This window comes from Actinoplanes sp. NPDC021490, from assembly GCF_055562135.1.
Window position 1 is genome coordinate 1 of record NZ_JBVHFW010000031.1, and the last position, 16,788, is coordinate 16,788.

Consider the following 16,788-nt stretch of genomic DNA (forward strand, 5'->3'; position numbering starts at 1 on the left):
CCCGCCCGCCCCCCCCGGCGCGTTCGGCGGGCCGGTGGGCCCCCCCCGCGGCGGGGGCCGGCCCCGCCCTGGGGTTGGCATCTCTCGGGCGGGGCCCCCCCGGCCCCCCCCCCCCCGGGGGGGGCCGCCCCCGCCCGGTGATCAGGAGAGGATCGGCCTCTCGCAACCGACCAGGATGTCGTCGGCGTCGTGCCCGCACTGGTCGCCGTCCGCGGTGGCGTTCGCACCGCCGTCGATGGTGTCCGTGGTGTGGGTGTCGATGCCGTCCCAGCCCCGGACGAAGTCGTCGCCGGCCTCGCCGTACAGCTTGTCGCGGCCGTCGTCGCCGCTGAGGTCGTCGGAGCCGGCGCCGCCGCGGATGACGTCGTTGCCGGCGCCGCCCCAGATCACGTTGGCCGCCGCGCTGCCGACGATCAGGTCGTTGCCCCGGCCGCCCTCGATGTCCTCGATGTCCGCGCCGACCAGGTCGCGTTCGCCGCTCTGGCCGTCGTCGGCCGACCCGTCCAGGTCGACGGTCACCGGCTTGGTGTGGCTCGAGTAGTCGACGGAATCGCGACCGGGACCGCCGCGCAGCACGTCGGTGTCGACCTCGGCCGCCGTGAACTCGCCGCTCAGCCCGTCGTTGCCGCTGCCCCCGTCGAGCAGGTCGCGGCCGCGTTCGCCGTAGAGGCCGTCGTTGCCCGGCCCGCCGTACAGGTGGTCGCCGCTGGGTCCGCCGCGCAGCGAGTCGTTGCCGTTGCCGCCGTAGAGCCGGTCGGCGCCGATGGCCGGATCCCCGCCGACGCCGGCCTCGCCGAACATCGCGTCGTCGCCGTCGCCGCCGGACAGCGCGTCGTTGCCGCCCCCGCCCAGCATCCGGTCGTTGCCGCCGAGCCCCCAGAGGGCGTCGTTGCCGGGGCCGTTGCCGGCGATCGGGTCGCCCTCCAGGATGTCGGCGCGGGGCCCGCGGGTGATCTTGTCGCTGCCGTAGCCGCCGTACGCGGTCATCGACAGGTCGCTCCGGTTGACGATGACGTCGTTGCCCTCGTAGGTGTAGATCGCGACCCGCGTGGCCGTCGACTTCGTGGTGCAGCGGGCCTTGGTCTTGTCGCCGCTGACCAGCACGCAGCCGGTGCCCGCCTTGATCGCGACCACGTCGTCGATGGTGACGGTGAGCCCCGACCGGGTGACGACCACATTGTTGTTGACCTTGGTCGCCTGCATCTCGGCCGCCTTGTACTGCACCAGCGTGCCCGCGATCGAGGCGATCCCCGGCACCACCGCCGCGTCGGCGGGCATCACGACGATGCCGACCCCGACCGCGGCCACCGCGGCCACGCCGGCGCCCGTCCACCAGACCTTGCGCATTGTTCCTCCCCCATGTGCCAGCCCTCAGGCGCGAGATCATAAGCCTTGACTTCGAGAGCACTCGAGGGACCAGCATCGATCGGCTCGGCACCAGGAATTAATCGGAGAATTCACCCGATTCGGGTCGGTGCGGAACCGTGGAGGTGTCCCCATCCGTTACCCTGCGAGACTGCACCGCCAATTCCGGGAGTTGCCTGCATGAAGAAGTCCATCGTGTCGTTGATCGTCGTCGGCGTCGCCGGCGCGGTGGCCGCCGTCGCCGGGACAGCCGCTGCTCAGGAACGTCCCGCGGTGGCCGCGCCGGCCCCGGTGATCGCCGCGCCCGCGCCGAAGCCGTCGCTTCCGGCCGTCAAGGCGGCCGACAAGGGTCTCTCCTACTCGCAGTCCGGCCGGGTCGTCACCGTCAAGAAGGGCGCGGCCAAGGTCGCCACGGTCACGCTGACCTCCGCCGACTACGCCGCCACCTCGGCCAAGGTCGCGTTCTCGGTCAAGGCCGAGCGTCCCTTCACGATCGACCCGGCGATGTTCACGCTCTACGATCTCGAGGGCTGGGAGAACGACCCCAAGCAGACCCAGCCCGTACGCTTCGAGCCCGGCACCGGCTCCCTCAAGCTGACCTTCCCCAAGACCGCCGCCCGCCCGATGGCCCTGGGCTGGGTGCCCCAGCTCGACAAGGAATCCGCGGCGGTCTGGGAGCGCTGATCCACCAGCGCTCCCCCGGCGGTCAGACGTCCTCGGCCGTACGCCGGAACGCGCCGAGGCCGGCGAAGCGGGTGGGGTCCAGCCAGTCCCCACCGGTGCGGTCGACCGGGCAGCCGGCGTCCGCCAACCGCTGCGCCACCTTGTTGCGCCACAGCATCGTGCCGTCGACCCGGATGTAGTTGAGCCCGGCCAGGTCGGCGGTCTCGCGCATCAGGCCCGCCTGCAGGATGATCGTGCGCTTGGGCTGAAGCGCGAGGGCCATGCCAAGCTCCAGGAAGACGTTGGGCCGCGGCTGACAGCCGGCCAGCCGGTCGGCCGCGGTGTCGCCGTCCCCGCGCAGCGCCGGATGCAGGCGGACGACGTCGTCCGGGGTCAGCAACGCCACCACGGCCTGCGCCTGTCGGGGCGCGCTGGCCACGACCTCCCCCAGAGTCGGCGCGGCCGACCTCATCGACGAGACCAGCTGCTCCCAGTCGAGCGGGTTCAGGCGCAGCGCCAGCAGGAACCCGAAGATGGCCTTGCGAGCCTCGTCGTCCCGCCCGTGAATGACGAACACGTTGCGCGCAAGCTCGTTCGACGGCGTGGTCCGGCCCGCTTTCTCCTCCCCCACGTGATCACCGATATTGGAGTAGTCCCCGAAGCCGACGCTCTTGGCGTCGACCCTTCCGATGTGGAACTCCCGGTTCCCGGTCACGACTTCTCACCTCCGCTCTGCTTCTGGGTGTCGCCCGCGTGGCTGTGGTCGCCGAAGGTGACGTTCTTGGCGTGCAACTCTTCGATCTTGGTCTGCTGGTTGTTGATCACTTTCTTGATGTCGTCCTCCAGCGCCGAGGTGTCGATGTCCCGGCTGTCCAGGTATTCCCGCAGGCCGTTGCGCAGGAGCAGCATGAGGAAGGCAATCGCGCCGTTGATGTCCTGCACGGCGTCGGGGTGGACGATGACCGCGCCCTCGGCGAGCTTCTCGCGGATGGAGTAGACGGCGCCGTGAACGGGCTTGCGCTGGTGCCGGATCTGCTCGCGCAGGACCAGATGGCGCCACAGGTCCCGTACGAGCACGCCGGCATCCCTCAGGAGTCGTGCGGGGCTCCGGGCCGCGGCGTCCCAGATCCGGGTCGTGCCCAGACGCAGCGCGACGGCGCAGTGGGTCCAGACGTCGGTCGGCAGGCGCGGCCACTCGCGACCGTCGACCAACGGGCCGGGCAGGACCAGGATGTCGTTGTGCACGATGAGGTGCTCGCCCTTGAGGCCGGCCCGGACGAACAGCGTCAGGACGATGCGGTGGTTCCAGTGTTCCAGGGGCAGCTGGACGCACAGGTAGGTCCGCTCGCCCGGGATCGGCCGGCGCAGGCGTTGCATGAGAACGCCCATCTCCTGCTTGACGACGGGCGGTCCCGACTCCTTGGGGAGGAGCTTGCTGGAGAGCTTCGAGTCGTCGACGTACATCCGGAAGCCGCACCACAGGTCGGCGGCGCCCTGACGTCTCGCGGCGGCCGCGACGGCATGGTGCAGTTTCTCGACGTCGACCGGCCGGGGGGCGCGGCGCTCGCCGTCGAGGCCACACTTGCCCTGGGACACGTCAACATTGATCTCGAACAGGCCGAGGGACTCGCCGCTGCCAACGAACGTGTTGTTGACGAACGTCCGGCGCCGGGTCGTCAGGTCGTAGACGAGAACCCGGCCCAGATCTTCGTCCGGCCCGGGCCGGTTGTCGTGGTCCTCGAGGGTGCTCAGGCGCCGCTCGAGGCGGGCGGGCAGGGGAGGCGCCTCGTCCCGGAGCGCCGTCCACTTGGGCGGCGCCTCGCGCTCGCGCTCGGGCGGCAGGTAACGTCGCGCCCGCCCGACCGCCACGAAGCCGTCCAAGGTGCCGATCAGGATCGTCAGCAGCGCGGCGGCCCCCACCACGACACCGTCTCCGGACTCGGCCCCGCGCACGATCCCGTATCCGGACAGCACCGCCGCGGCCACCAGTGCGAGTCCGGTCAGCGTTGCGAGCCGGCGAGCCGATCGGCCGCGCTTGCGCAACCATTGGAAGGCCGTCCGGAGCGCGACTTTGCGCCATCGCAGGATCCGCTGGACCAGGACCATCAGGATGATCACGGCGACGAGCCCGGCCACCGGCAGCAGGGCGCCACGGCTCACCCAGCGCGCCACGAGAACCGCGACGGCACTGAGCAAGGTCAGGCAGAGCACCACGTCCCGCCACCGGGTCCAGCGCCGGGCCCGCCAGGCGTGCCGCACCACGGCCGTCGTGTCGAGGCCGTAGTTCGGCGGCCACGCGCGGAGCCGGGCACCGAGGAACATGCCCAGGACGAAGCGACGCAGGTCGGCATCGACGTAGACGGCACCACAAAGCCACTGCGTCGGATCCGTGTCGACCACCGGCCGGGGCCCGTGATCCGCGGGCTCGTAGGTCATCGGCTCGTGATCCACCGGCTCGAACCCGATGGGTTCCGGCTCCGCGGCTACAGGCTTGTCCAGAGTCATCGCCACCCCTTCACCCGGAGCGGCACGAGGACGACTTGCGGCCGGACGCGACCATCGGGGACGCTGCCGCGTCATTGAGGCATTCGCATCTGTCGTCACTGATTCGCACTGCTCTCCATTGGTTCCTGACGGACAGGACCACGCCGGTATCGTCACCACCAGGTCCGGTCACTCGACCGCCTCACAGGAAAGCCCGCCGATGCTTCCCGATAAAGGCCCCGACCGCTTCCCGGACGCTTCCGATCCGCTTCCCCGGCTGGCCGCGCTCGGGCCGGCCACCCTGACGGCCGGCGGGGTGCCGCGGGCCTTGCGGCCGCTGGCCATGGCCGTGCTGCTGCGGCTGGCCACGGCCGGCGGCGAGCCGGTGCCGGTGGAGACGTTGTTCGTGGACGTGTGGGATGCGCCGGGCCGGGTGGTGCGCCGCGAGGAGCGGACGGCTGTGCAGAAGGCGATTCTGGAGATCCGGCGGGCTCTCGATCCGCCCGGCACCAAACCGGCCCACTCCGAGGTCGAGCAGCTCAGGGACGGGCGGACGGCGTATCGGCTCCGCCTCGCGCCGGACCGGATCGACTTCGTGCGTTTCCGGGGGCTGATCGCGCGAGCCGGGCGGGCCGATGCGGTCACCGCGGCCGCGCTGCTGCGGGAGGCGTTGTCGCTCTGGCGTGGCCGGCCGTTCGCCGCGGCCGAGCATCTGCCGTTCGCGCGGCCGGTGATCGAGGGCCTGTCCGAGCTGCGCCGGAGCTCGGTTCTCGAGCTGATCGACTGCTATCGGGAACTGGGCCGGCTGGACGAGGCGCTCGAGGTCGCGGAGACGTTCGACCGGCCGGGCGACGCCGAACTGGGCCGCCGGGTCGCGGCCGTCCGCGCCGGTTACCGGCAGCAGCGCGGTCTGCTGCGGCTCACGACCGGCGGCACCGTGCCCGCCACGATTGTCGTCGTGGCCGGGGATCTGTTCGCCGAGCGGGACGCGCACCTGGTGGTCGGGTTCAGCGACACCTTCGACACGGACACCACCGACGACCTGGTGATCAACGACCGGTCCCTGCAGGCGGCGGCCATGCGGGAACTGTTCGGCGGCGACCGGGCCGCGCTCGACCGCCGGTTGCGGGCGGCGTTGCGTGACGTCGCGCCGGAGTCGCGGGAGACCCGGGCGGGCAAACGCCGGGGCAAACTCGTGCGCTACCCGCTGGGCACCGTGGTCGTCCTGCGCCCGGACGACCGGTGCCTGTTCGCGGTGGCGTACAGCCGGATGGGCAACGACCTGGTGGCCCGCTCGACGCTGCCCAATCTGGCCCACGGCCTGGACCGGCTGTGGGAGGCGGTGCGGCGGCACGGCCAGCTCCGGCCGGTCGCCGTGCCGCTGGTCGGCTCCGGACTGTCACGGATAGACGGAGCCGGCACGGAGGAACTGCTGCGGCTGCTGATCACTTCGTTCGCCGGCCGGAGCCGGTCGGCGCGGATCTGCCCGGAGCTGCGCATCGTGCTGCGCCCGGCCGAGCTGGAACGGGTGGATCTCCGCAGGCTCGATCTCTAGATCGGCTCGGCGTAGACGACCACGTTGTGGCTGTAGGCGCCGTCGTGGAACGTTCCGCCGCAGGTCACCAGGGCCAGCCGGGGGCCGGTGGCTGGGTCGAACAGGTCGGCGGGCAGCTTCTGCTTGTCGTAGCTGCGACGGGCCACGGCCCGGTAGGTCGTCGTCCGCCCGGCCGCCTGCACCCGGATGTGGTTTCCCATCGCCATCTCTTCCAGCCGGAACAGCGCACCCGGGCCCTGACGGGCGGTGTCGACGTGGCCGGCCAGCAGCACGGTGCCGCGCGCCGATCCGGGCGTGGCCGAGCCGATCCACCAGCCCAGGCGCCGCGGGTCGTCGGGGATGGCGAGTTCCCGGCCGGGCCGTACGCCGACCGGGTCGACGGGGGCCTGCACGCGCAGCGACCCGATCGCCAGCCGGGTCGGCGCGGCCCAGTTCAGAGCGGGGGCGGAAGTGGACGCGGCCGGGGACGGCGACGGCGAGGCCGGAGGGACGGCGGCGACGGGGACCGTGCCCGCATCGGCCGGGGGCTGAGCCGACTGGACCGCGAGGACCACGCCGAGCGCCGACGTGCCGAGGCCGGCGGCGAAAGCCGTCCAGCCCGCGACGCGCCGGCCGCCCGAGGGGGTCATCAGCGCACGGTCCGGCGCCGCCGGAGCAGCCCGGCCGCCGCGAGCAGCAGCAGGAAACCGGCCGCGAGCAGCCCGATCACCGGTGTGGTGAACGCCGAGTGGGCCGCTTGTCCGCCCGTACCGCTGCTGATCGAGTCGGGCACGCCGAGCGAACGGCCGGCGTCCTCCAGGGCGCTGTGGTGCGACGCGATGACCGGGGCGGCGTTCTGCGCCACCTTCTTGGCCTGGGCGTCGCTGCCCTGGGAGATCTCGGTCCGGCCCAGGTTCATGGCCTTCATATGGGCGTCCATCTGCGTCGACACGAACAGCGCGTCGAAGTCGTCACCGGAGGACGCCCGGTAGCGCGCCGCGATCGACTGCTGCTCCGCGTTGGGCGCCGAGGGCAGGTCGACATCGAGGGCCGAGGCGGTCTGCCGGAGGGCGGCGTCGAGCTTGGTGTGGTCGGCCACGAATCGGGCGCCCAGGTCCTTGACCTGCTGACTCTGCCCCTTCTGCTGGGCGATCCGGCCGCCGGCGATCTCGGCCAGGTTGGACTGGTGGGCCGCCTTCAGGTAGGCGGCGTCCTGGTCCGAGGGTGCGGCCTGGGCGGCGGTGGCCGGGACCAGCAGCAGGCTCGCGACTCCGAGCACGAGGACGGCTCGCTTGATCGACATTTTGTCGTCCTTCCGTTGTGGAGAACGGCCGCATACCCGGCGACTTCTCGGCCACGCGTTGGATCGACGCAGAAACCGACGCAACTCTCTAAGTTGGCCCCGCGGGGCCATGGGCCAGCTCGATGACCCGGCCGGCGACCCGTCGCACGGCCCGGGCGTCGAACAGGATCGTGTAGTGGTTGGCCTCCGGCACGTGCTCGACGGTGATCCGGGCCGGGTCCAGCCCGGCCGCGGCGAGGCGGTCCTTGTCGTACAGGCCGGGGGTCTCGTTCTGCAGGCCGCGCTCGGCCCACATCAGCCGGGCCGGGCCGCTCAGGCGGTGGACAGCGTCGACGGTGACCCGGTCGATCAACGTGTCGGCGGCATCGGCGCGGACCGCCTCGATCGAGCAGGAGGAACGCGTGCCGGCCAGATCGCGCCGGACGTAGGCGGCCACGGCGGGCGACCAGTCGTCGCGGAGCGCGGGATGAGCGCGGAAGAAGTCCAGGTACGCCTGTTCGCCGGCGAACGTCATCTCGAGCCGCCGCATGGCCGGGCCGATCACGGCGGTCAGCACCTCGTCGACGTCGGCGCCGGGCGGGACGGGAATCGCGACGCCCCCGTCGATCAGGAGCACGCCGCTGACCCGGCCGGGATGGGCGGCGGCCGTCGCGGCCACCACGAACCCGCCCATCGAATGGCCGGCCAGGGGCACCCGGTCCAGCCCGAGGTGGTCGGCCACGGCGATCAGGTCGGCCACGTGCGCGGCCATGCCGTACGGGCCGGGCAGGTGGTTGCTGCGGGCCCGTCCGCGCAGGTCGGGGGCGACCAGCTGGACCCGCCCGGCGAGCTCGGCGGCCAGCGGGGCGAAGGCGAGGGCGTTGGCGGTGATGCCGTGCGCGGCCAGCACGACCGGGCCATCGCCGGGCCAGCGGCAGACGCGCAGCGTGCCCCCGCGTACGGGAACCTCGAACTCCTCGGGAACCAGCGAGGAGGTCATCAGTGCGCCGTCCATCCGCCGTCGAGCGCGATCGACGCGCCGGTGATCAGGTCGGCCATCGGGGTGCAGAGGTACGCCACCAGCTCGGCCACCTCCTCGGGCGTGATCAGCCGTTTGATCGCCGTCCGCTCGAGCATGATCTTTTCGATCACCTCGGACTCCTCGATGCCGTGGGCCGCGGCCTGGTCGGCGATCTGCTTGTCGACCAGCGGGGTGCGTACGAAGGCCGGGTTGACGCAGTTGGAGGTGACGCCGTGGGCGGCCCCCTCGAGCGCGATGGTCTTGGAGAGGCCCTCGAGTCCGTGCTTGGCCGTCACGTAGGCCGATTTGTAGGGCGAGGCGATCAGCCCGTGCACCGACGAGATGTTGACGATCCGGCCCCAGCCGCGCTCGTACATGTGCGGCAGCACCCGCCGGGCCAGACGGAACGGCGCCTCGACCATGACCCGCTGGAGGTGCGCGAAGCGCTCGGGCGGGAACTCGGGCAGCGGCGCCACGAACTGCAGGCCGGCGTTGTTGACCAGCACGTCGACGTTCGCGGGGAGGGAGTCGGCCGCGTCGGGGTCGGAGAGGTCGGCCCGGAACGCGGCCGCCTCGTCGATGTCCACGGCCAGCACCTCGGCCCCGGCCTCGGCCAGCCGCTCGGCGCAGGCCCGCCCGATCCCGCTCGCGGCTCCGGTCACCATCGCTGTCCGTCCGGACAGGTCGAGCGCGACCACTCGTCTCGTCGTCATGATCCGAACCTATGACGGCGGGTCCGTCCCCGGCCAGTTTGTGTCACGATCAGCCGATGGAGACCCGTGATCTTCGCGTTCAGGCCCGTGGCATCACCCAGAACGTGCTGGTGGGAGGCCCCGAGGACGGGACACCGGTGCTGCTGGTGCACGGCAACTGCTCGTCCGCCGGGTTCTGGCTGCCGCTGGTCCGGCGCCTTCCCGGGGGCATCCGGGTCGTCGCCCCGGACCTGCGCGGGTACGGGCGCACCGACACCGCCCCGGTCGACGCGACCCGCGGCCTGCGCGACTTCGCCGACGACGTGGCCGCCCTGCTCGACGACCGCAGCCTGTTTCCGCAGGAGGGCCCGGTCGTGCTGGTCGCCCACTCGATGGGCTGCGGCGTGGCGATGCACCTGCTCATCGAGCACCCGGGCCGGTTCTCCTCGGTGCTGCTGGAGGCCCCGGTCAGCCCGTACGGCTTCGGCGGCACCCGCGACCTCGACGGCACGCCGACCACCGGCGACTTCGCGGGCACCGGCGGCGGGGCGGCCAACCCGGACTTCGTGGCCCGCATCCAGGCCGGTGACCGCAGCGCCGACGCCCCGACCAGCCCGTTGTCGGTGCTGCGGGGCGCGTACGTGGCCGACCCGGCGTCGCTCGGCGAGGACGAGCAACTGCTGCTGGACACGGTGCTGAGCACGGCGATCGGCGAGGACAACTACCCGGGTGACGCCATCGCGGTGGAGAGCTGGCCGGGAATCGGGCCGGGCAGCCGCGGCGTGCTCAACACCATGGCGCCCAACTACTTCAACGTGGCCGAGGCCCTGGCCGGCGCCGCCTCCAAGCCGCCGATCGTCTGGGTCCGCGGCGACCGCGACGCCATCGTCTCCGACACCTCGCTGTTCGACCTGGCCTACCTGGGCTCGCTCGACGTCGTGCCCGGCTGGCCGGGCACCGACGCCTGCCCGCCCCAGCCGATGGTCGGGCAGACCCGCGCGGTGTTCCAGCGGTACGCCGCCAACGGGGGCAGCTTCCGCGAGGTCGTCTACGACAACTGCGGCCACTCGCCGCACGTCGAGCGTCCGGCCGAGGTCACCGCCGAGCTGCTCGAACTCCTCAAGGTATAGCGGGCTGTACCCCGCTTCGTAGCGACAGCGGGATCGATCTCGACCACTCCCTGACGGCAGGCTTGGCGGTGTCCGGCTCACACCGCAGCACAGGGAGAAACCGATGCTCAAGACCCTCACCTCGCTGGTCGCCCTCGGCAGTATCGCGGCCGGGGGCACCGCGGCGTCGGCCTCTTCGGGGGACGCCGTGCAGCGAAGCTTGAACAGCCTGGTCAACGTGGACGGGTTCCCCGGCGCCAGCGCCTCGGTCCGGCAGGCCGACGGGCGGGTACGCAACTACGCGGCCGGCCTCGGCGACCTGCGGACCGGGGCGAAGATGCCGGCCGACGCCCGGGTCCGGATCGCCAGCAACACCAAGATGTTCACCGCCACGGTGGTCCTCCAGCTCGTCGGCGAGGGCAAGATCGGGCTGGACGAGCCGGTCGAGACGTACCTGCCGGGTCTGGTCCGCGGCGCCGGGGGCATCGACGGCCGGCAGATCACCGTGCGGCAGCTGCTGCAGCAGACCAGCGGCCTGCTCGACTACGACGACGAGCTGTTCGCCGACTTCCTCAACTCGCTGCACACCTACTACGAGCCGCACGACCTGCTGAAGGTGGCGCTGGCCCGGGCGCCGGAATCCCGGCCCGGGGAAAAGTTCGAGTACGCCAACACCAACTACATCCTGGCCGGGCTGATCGTGCAGAAGGTCACCGGCCGCCCGGTCGGCGAGCAGATCACCCGGCGCATCATCGAGCCGCTTGGGCTGCGGCGCACGTACTGGCCGGCCGACGGCGAGACGACGATCCGGGGCGCCCACCCGCGCGGCTACTTCCCCGCGGCCGAGGGCGAGCCCGTCGACATCACCGAGTCGGAGCCGTCGGCCGGCTGGGCGGCGGGCGCCCTGATCGGCACGCCCGGCGACATCAACAAATTCCTGGTCGGGCTGCTCGGCGGCAAGCTGCTGAAGCCGGCCGAGCTGGCCGAGATGAAGAAGACGGTGGACGCGCCCGGCTTCGACACGGTCGGCGGCTCCCGGTACGGCCTCGGCCTCGCCACCTTCAACCTGAGCTGCGGCGGGTTCGCCTGGACCCACGGCGGCATCGCACCCGGCTACGTCACCTACGTCGGCGTGGCGTCTTCGGGCAAGGCGGCGTCGATCGCGGTCAACTCGATGGTCGCCCGGGCCTCGGCGGCCGAGCACCTGGACCAGTCGCTGGACACCGCGCTCTGCCGCTAGACCGAGGCCGGCTATACGGCGGCCGGCTCGCTGGTCAGCAGTTCCGAGACGGTCACGAAGCGGTAGCCGCGGTCCTGCAGGCCGGTGATCAGCGCGGGCAGGGCCGCCAGGGCGACCAGGCGGCGCTTGTCCCCCGCATCGTGGGCCAGCACGATCGATCCCGGGCGTACGGTGTCGATCAGGTCCTTGGCCTGCGCCGCGGGGTCGTCGGCGAACTTGCGCTCGCGCATCTGGTGCGACCACAGCGCGATGTCGTAGCCCATGGCGTCGGCGGCCAGCACGGTCGAACCACCGAGATGCCCGTACGGGGGTCGCATCAGCGTCGCCTCCCGGCCGGTGTGCCGCTTGATGGCCTCATGGGTGCGTTCCAGCTCGCGGCGGGCGCCGGCCAGGTCGAGGGTGGCCAGGTCGTCGTGCGACCAGGAATGGTTGCCGACGTCGTGCCGGTCGAGGCGGTCGCGGACCAGGTCGGCGTGCTGCTCGAGGTGCCGGCCGACCAGGAAGAACGTGGCCGGCACCCGGGCCTCGTCGAGCACGTCGAGAAACCGCGGTGTGTAGTCCGGCAGCGGCCCGTCGTCGAAGGTCAGCGCGACCAGTTTCTCGGTGGTCGGCCGGAAGTAGTGGATGTGCACGCCGCCGTGCGCGACCACACCGAGGTCGTCGGCCGCCGAGGCGTACCCACCCCCGAGCGGCGGCCGGTCCCAGCCGAGCCAGTGTTTCACCTGGTCGCCGCCGGCGAAGGCGGTCGCCGCACCGCCCGCCGCGAGCAGGGTTCCGCGCAGTATTGCCCGTCGAGTCAGCATCTATCCCCCATGAAAGTCACCGGCTCGCAGCCTGATTGATCATGGGAGGGGCGCGCCTCGGCCGCGGGACAGGTTTCCGCTGTCCCGCGGCTCGGCCGTAAGTAGGAGAGCCGGCGTCAGGCGACGACGGCTTCGACCCGGACCACCGCCCCGGCCGGCGCGAGCGGCGCCATCGTGCCGTCGACCCGCTCGCCGTCCACAAGCAGGTACGCGACCCGGCCGGTCACGCCCGGCTCCTTGCGTACGGTGATCTCGTAGGTCGCTCCCCGGAAGGCGCGCGTGGCCGTGAAGCCGGACCAGTCCGCCGGCAGCACCGGGTCCACGCGCAGACCGTCCAGTTCGGGGCGGAGGCCGAGGATCCACTGGGTGATCGCGACGTAGTTCCACGCCGCCGTGCCGGTGAGCCACGAGTTCTTGGCCTCGCCGTGCGTCGGCGCGTCCCGGCCCGCGATCATCTGCGCGTAGACGTACGGCTCGCAGCGGTGCACCTCGCTGATTCCCTCGCGGGCCGACGGGTTGATCCGGCGGTAGTAGTCGAAGGCGCGGTCCCCGTTCCCGTTCATCGCCTCGGCAATCATGATCCACGGGTTGGTGTGGCAGAAGATGCCGGCGTTCTCCTTGTAGCCGGGCGGATACGACGAGATCTCGCCCAGTTCGATGTGGTAGTCCGAGTACGCCGGCTGCTGCAGGACGATCCCGTGCGGGGTGGCCAGCCGTTCGGCCACGCTGTCGAGCGCCTGCGCGGCCAGCCCGTCGTCGAGGCCGACCCCGCCGAGCACGCACATGCCCTGCGGCTCGATGAAGATCTGCCCCTCGTCGTTCTCGCCCGAGCCGACCGGGTTGCCGTTGAAGTCGTACGCCCGGCGGAACCAGGCGCCGTCCCATCCGTGCTCGACGATGACGCCGGTCATCTTCTCGGCCGCGGCGCGGTATTCGGCCGCTTCGGCGTCGAGCCCGCGCCGCCCGGCGATTGCGGCCAGCTCCTTGGCGGCCAGCACGAACTGCCCGGCGATGAAGACCGATTCGGCTGTACCCCCGGTGACGTTCTCGGTCGTCTGGAACGGCTCGCCCGGCGTGTCGGAGAAGCAGTTGAGGTTGAGGCAGTCGTTCCAGTCGGCCCGCCCGATCAGCGGCAGGCCGTGCGGGCCCAGCCGCTCCTGGGTGTAGCGCAGCGACCGGCGCAGATGCTCGTACAGCGGCTCCTCGCTGCCGGGTTCGTTGTCGAACGGCACCGGGGTGTCGAGGATGGACTCGTCGCCGGTCTCCTTGACGTACGCGGACACGCCGAGCACCAGCCACAGCGGGTCGTCGTTGAAGCCGTCGCCGATGTCGTTGTTCCCGCGCTTGGTCAGCGGCTGATATTGGTGGTACGCCCCGCCGGTCGCCATCTGGGTGGCCGCGATGTCGAGGATCCGCTCGCGCGCCCGCTCCGGCACCATGTGGACGAAGCCCAGCAGGTCCTGGTTGGAGTCGCGGAACCCCATGCCCCGGCCGATCCCGGATTCGTAGAACGAGGCCGACCGGCTCAGGTTGAAGGTCATCATGTTCTGGTACGCGTTCCAGACGTTGACCATCCGGTCGGTGTCCGCGTCCGGGGTTGTCACGTGCAGCCCGCCGAGCAGCCGGTCCCAGTCGGCGTTCAGCGCGGCGAAGCCCTCGGCGACCGTCCCGGGCTGCAGCCAGCGCTCGATCACCGGGCGTACGTGCCGCTTGTTGAGGGTCTGCGAGCCGGGCGGGTCGAACTTGTCGTCGCGCGGGTTCTCGGCGTACCCGAGCACGAAGTTGATCTCTCGGGTCTCGCCGGGAGCCAGGCCCAGCCGTACGTGGTGACTCCCGATCGGCGCCCACCCGTGCGCGACCGACCCGGAGGCCTCGCCGCGCTCGACGGCCAGCGGCCGGTCCCAGCCGCGGTAGGCGCCCAGGAAGGCCTCGCGCTGGGTGTCGAAGCCGTCCGGCTGTTCGGAGCAGGCGAAGTACGCGAAGTGGTCGCGCCGCTCCCGGTACTCGGTCTTGTGATAGATCACGGACCCGTCGACCTCGACCTGGCCGGTGGAGAAGTTGCGCTGGAAGTTCGTGGCGTCGTCCTGCGCGTCCCACAGGCAGAACTCGACCGACGAGAACAGCGACAGCTCGGCCGGGGTGTCACGCTCGTTGGTGACCCGTACGCGCCACACCTCGAGCGTCTCTCCCAGCGGCACGAAATACAGCGTCTCGGCCCGGATCCCGCCCCGCGCGGAGGCGATCCGGGTGTACGACAGACCGTGCCGGCACTCGTAGTCGTCGAGTTCGCTGCGTGTCGGCTGCCAGGACGGCGACCAGAAGTCCCCGGTGGCGTCGTCGCGCACGTACAGATACCGGCCGCCCAGGTCGTACGGCGCGTTGTTGTACCGGTAGCGGGTGAGCCGGCGCAGCTTGGCGTCGCGATAGAACGAATACCCGCCCGCGGTGTTGGAGACGATGCCGAAGTACGCCTCGGTGCCCAGATAGTTGATCCAGGGCAGCGGCGTGTCGGGCCGCTCGATGACGTACTCACGCCGCTCATCGTCGAAGTGTCCGTAGCGCAACCGGTCCTCCTAGACTTTATGGGAGCGCTCCCACAGCACAGCCCACGTCAGCCGCCACGCCCCGCTCGCTACGCCATGGTATGTGTGACATCACTCACTGGCGAGCCCCCACTTTGGTGCGCGGGCCGCTCGCACCCGAGCACGTTGCGAAGTCACCGCCGAGGAACGCGTTGAACGTGAGCGTCGACCGGGGGCGCCACCGGTCGACGACGACCCCGCCATGGCCCGGCGGCCGCAGGTCCACGCCCGCGGCCCGCGACGCTGGGCCTACCCCGATTTCGGCGGCCCGGGATGGCGTACGGGAAAAGGTCTGGTCGCGGTCGAACGTCTCGCCGGCCGGGGTTTCACCAAAGCCGATCCCACTGGATGTACGAGGCGCGCCGACCGCGGCTGATCAGGGCCGCGGCCATCCCGGTCCGGCCCGGCGGGATGGCGGAGACTGGATCACATGGCACACGTCTTCATCACCGGTTCGGCCGACGGGCTGGGCCGGGCCACCGCCGACGTCCTGCTCGGCCAGGGTCACAAGGTCGTCGTCCACGCCCGCAGCGAGCAGCGGCTGGGCGCCGTCGGTGACCTGATCGACCGGGGCGCGGCCACCGTCACCGGCGACCTGGCCGACCCCGGCCAGACGAGGGCGGCAGCCGACCAGGTCAACCGGCTGGGCCCGCTCGACGCGGTGATCTACAACGCCGGCGTCTACACCGGCGGTCAGATCATGGCGGTCAACGTCGTCGCGCCGTACCTGCTCACGGCGCTGATCGAGCGTCCGCGCCGGCTCATCTATCTGACCAGCGGCATGCACCGCGGCGGCCGGGACGACGTGCGGGCGCTGCGCGGGCGCGGCTCGTACTCCGACAGCAAGCTCTTCGTCACCACGCTCGCCCTCGCGGTGGCCCGGTTGTGGCCCGAGGTGCTCAGCAACGCGGTCGACCCGGGCTGGGTGCCGACCCGGATGGGCGGGCCGGGCGCCCCCGACGATCTGCGGCTCGGGCACCTCACGCAGGAATGGCTGGCCACCAGCGACGATCCGCAGGCGTTGACCACCGGCGGCTACTGGTATCACCAGCAGCGCCACGAACCGCACCCGGCGGCCGTCGAACCCCGCTTCCAGGACGAACTGCTCGCGGAGCTGGCCCGCCTCACCGGCGTGCCCGGGTTCTGAACCGCCGACGCCGGCGTAGCGCGGGACCGCTACGCCGGCGGAGCGGTCAGGCGGCCGGGGCCGTCGGAGCCGGCTCGGGCGTCACCGTGTCGCCGGGAACCGGAGTGGTCGTGTCCTCCGGCTCGGGAGCCGGCGTCGTGGGAGCCGGTGTGGGAGTCGGGGCCGGCTTGGGCGTGGCCTTGGTGCGGGTGGCCGAGATGTGCTTGGCGGTGTAGACCGTGCCGGCCCGGGTGCCGGTGACCGTGATGCGGTAGCCGGCCGCGAGGTCGGCCAGCGTCCTGCCGGCTCCGTTGAGCACGATCCGGGTGCCCGCGGGGACGGTGATCGTGACGGTGGTGGCCTTGACGGTCTTGGTCCCGGCCTTGGTCGTCACGGTGACCGTGCCGGCGGCCTTGTCGACGGAGGCGACGACGCCGTTGGCGGCGAACGCGACCTTGGCAGGCTTGGGGGCCGGCTTGGTCGGTTTGGGGGCCGGCTTGGTCGGTTTGGGGGCCGGCTTGGTCGGTTTGGGAGCCGGCTTGGTCGGCTTGCCAGTCGGCTTGGTCGGCTCAGTAGTCGGCTTGGTCGGCTTGGCGGCCGGTTTCGAACTGACCGGCGCGGTGCCCGGCTTGGCCGCCGACGCGGCGACGGTGGTGGTGGCAACGGCCGAGCCGGTCACGGCGACGACGAGGGCGGCAGCGACGGCGAGGCGACGAATACGCACGTGCAGACTCCTTACGGGGAGGGACGTCCCCAGCCTGAAGCGGCTCGGTTGCACTCTCGGTTGCACGCCGGTTGCTTCAGGCCCGCTCCCACTTTCGTTGTGGCGGACGACGGCCGGGTTCCCCCGAAGCCCTGACGACCCCCGCTCCGGATCCCGGCAGGCT

15 protein-coding genes are annotated in these 16,788 nt (G+C 71.7%); 5 read left to right on the forward strand and 10 right to left on the reverse strand.

Translation table 11 applies throughout. From position 1 onward, the window contains the following. Positions 1 to 141: 141 nt before the first annotated feature. Positions 142 to 1,347 (reverse strand): calcium-binding protein, encoded by a 1,206-nt coding sequence (locus ACZ3I4_RS46950; RefSeq protein WP_465388680.1) that lies wholly within the window; start codon positions 1,345 to 1,347, stop codon positions 142 to 144. A gap of 198 nt (positions 1,348 to 1,545) precedes the next feature. Between ACZ3I4_RS46950 and ACZ3I4_RS46955 the strand changes: the two genes are divergently transcribed. Then, positions 1,546 to 2,049 carry a hypothetical protein gene (locus tag ACZ3I4_RS46955; RefSeq protein WP_465388681.1) on the forward strand — a complete coding sequence of 168 codons (504 nt, stop codon included), beginning with the start codon at positions 1,546 to 1,548 and terminating at the stop codon, positions 2,047 to 2,049. 22 nt (positions 2,050 to 2,071) lie between these two features. Here the strand turns inward: ACZ3I4_RS46955 and ACZ3I4_RS46960 are convergent, their stop codons facing one another. Both ACZ3I4_RS46960 and ACZ3I4_RS46965 read right to left on the reverse strand, forming a co-directional pair. Further along, a complete protein-coding gene (locus ACZ3I4_RS46960) occupies positions 2,072 to 2,743 on the reverse strand; it encodes a TIR domain-containing protein (RefSeq protein ID WP_465388682.1) in 672 nt (223 codons plus the stop codon). Further along, a complete protein-coding gene (locus tag ACZ3I4_RS46965) occupies positions 2,740 to 4,533 on the reverse strand; it encodes a hypothetical protein (protein WP_465388683.1) in 1,794 nt (597 codons plus the stop codon). Before ACZ3I4_RS46965 ends, ACZ3I4_RS46960 begins: the two co-directional genes overlap by 4 nt. Before the next feature lie 199 nt (positions 4,534 to 4,732). Between ACZ3I4_RS46965 and ACZ3I4_RS46970 the strand changes: the two genes are divergently transcribed. Beyond that, positions 4,733 to 6,067 (forward strand): macro domain-containing protein, encoded by a 1,335-nt coding sequence (locus ACZ3I4_RS46970; RefSeq protein WP_465388684.1) that lies wholly within the window; start codon positions 4,733 to 4,735, stop codon positions 6,065 to 6,067. Here ACZ3I4_RS46970 and ACZ3I4_RS46975 read toward each other — a convergent pair. The 4 genes from ACZ3I4_RS46975 to ACZ3I4_RS46990 form a co-directional block, all read right to left on the reverse strand. Further along, positions 6,064 to 6,696 carry a class F sortase gene (locus ACZ3I4_RS46975; protein ID WP_465388685.1) on the reverse strand — a complete coding sequence of 211 codons (633 nt, stop codon included), beginning with the start codon at positions 6,694 to 6,696 and terminating at the stop codon, positions 6,064 to 6,066. The two genes, ACZ3I4_RS46970 and ACZ3I4_RS46975, sit on opposite strands and share 4 nt — an antisense overlap. Then, entirely contained in the window at positions 6,696 to 7,349 is a 654-nt protein-coding gene (locus tag ACZ3I4_RS46980; RefSeq protein ID WP_465388686.1) for a DUF4142 domain-containing protein, read from the reverse strand. Before ACZ3I4_RS46980 ends, ACZ3I4_RS46975 begins: the two co-directional genes overlap by 1 nt. Before the next feature lie 88 nt (positions 7,350 to 7,437). Beyond that, positions 7,438 to 8,328 carry an alpha/beta hydrolase gene (locus ACZ3I4_RS46985; protein ID WP_465388687.1) on the reverse strand — a complete coding sequence of 297 codons (891 nt, stop codon included), beginning with the start codon at positions 8,326 to 8,328 and terminating at the stop codon, positions 7,438 to 7,440. Continuing rightward, on the reverse strand, positions 8,328 to 9,062 hold the full coding sequence (locus ACZ3I4_RS46990) for an SDR family oxidoreductase (RefSeq protein WP_465388688.1): 735 nt from the start codon (positions 9,060 to 9,062) through the stop codon (positions 8,328 to 8,330). Before ACZ3I4_RS46990 ends, ACZ3I4_RS46985 begins: the two co-directional genes overlap by 1 nt. Positions 9,063 to 9,118: 56 nt before the next feature. Here ACZ3I4_RS46990 and ACZ3I4_RS46995 point away from each other — a divergent pair, with 56 nt between their 5' ends. After that, entirely contained in the window at positions 9,119 to 10,171 is a 1,053-nt protein-coding gene (locus ACZ3I4_RS46995) for an alpha/beta fold hydrolase (RefSeq protein WP_465388689.1), read from the forward strand. A 103-nt stretch (positions 10,172 to 10,274) separates the two neighbouring features. Continuing rightward, positions 10,275 to 11,390, forward strand: coding sequence for a serine hydrolase domain-containing protein (locus ACZ3I4_RS47000; RefSeq protein WP_465388690.1), 1,116 nt, complete (start codon positions 10,275 to 10,277; stop codon positions 11,388 to 11,390). Between the two features lie 11 nt (positions 11,391 to 11,401). Here the strand turns inward: ACZ3I4_RS47000 and ACZ3I4_RS47005 are convergent, their stop codons facing one another. Together ACZ3I4_RS47005 and ACZ3I4_RS47010 are read right to left on the reverse strand one after the other, a co-directional pair. Next, a complete protein-coding gene (locus ACZ3I4_RS47005; RefSeq protein WP_465388691.1) occupies positions 11,402 to 12,193 on the reverse strand; it encodes a polysaccharide deacetylase family protein in 792 nt (263 codons plus the stop codon). 116 nt (positions 12,194 to 12,309) lie between these two features. After that, a complete protein-coding gene (locus ACZ3I4_RS47010; RefSeq protein WP_465388692.1) occupies positions 12,310 to 14,757 on the reverse strand; it encodes a glycoside hydrolase family 94 protein in 2,448 nt (815 codons plus the stop codon). A 448-nt stretch (positions 14,758 to 15,205) separates the two neighbouring features. On the opposite strand from ACZ3I4_RS47010, the gene ACZ3I4_RS47015 reads away from it, so the two are divergent. Next, positions 15,206 to 15,922: an SDR family NAD(P)-dependent oxidoreductase gene (locus tag ACZ3I4_RS47015; RefSeq protein ID WP_465388693.1), complete on the forward strand. Its 717-nt coding sequence runs from the start codon at positions 15,206 to 15,208 to the stop codon at positions 15,920 to 15,922. 46 nt (positions 15,923 to 15,968) lie between these two features. Here ACZ3I4_RS47015 and ACZ3I4_RS47020 read toward each other — a convergent pair whose 3' ends face one another. Next, positions 15,969 to 16,625: a hypothetical protein gene (locus tag ACZ3I4_RS47020; RefSeq protein WP_465388694.1), complete on the reverse strand. Its 657-nt coding sequence runs from the start codon at positions 16,623 to 16,625 to the stop codon at positions 15,969 to 15,971. Positions 16,626 to 16,788 lie beyond the last annotated feature (163 nt).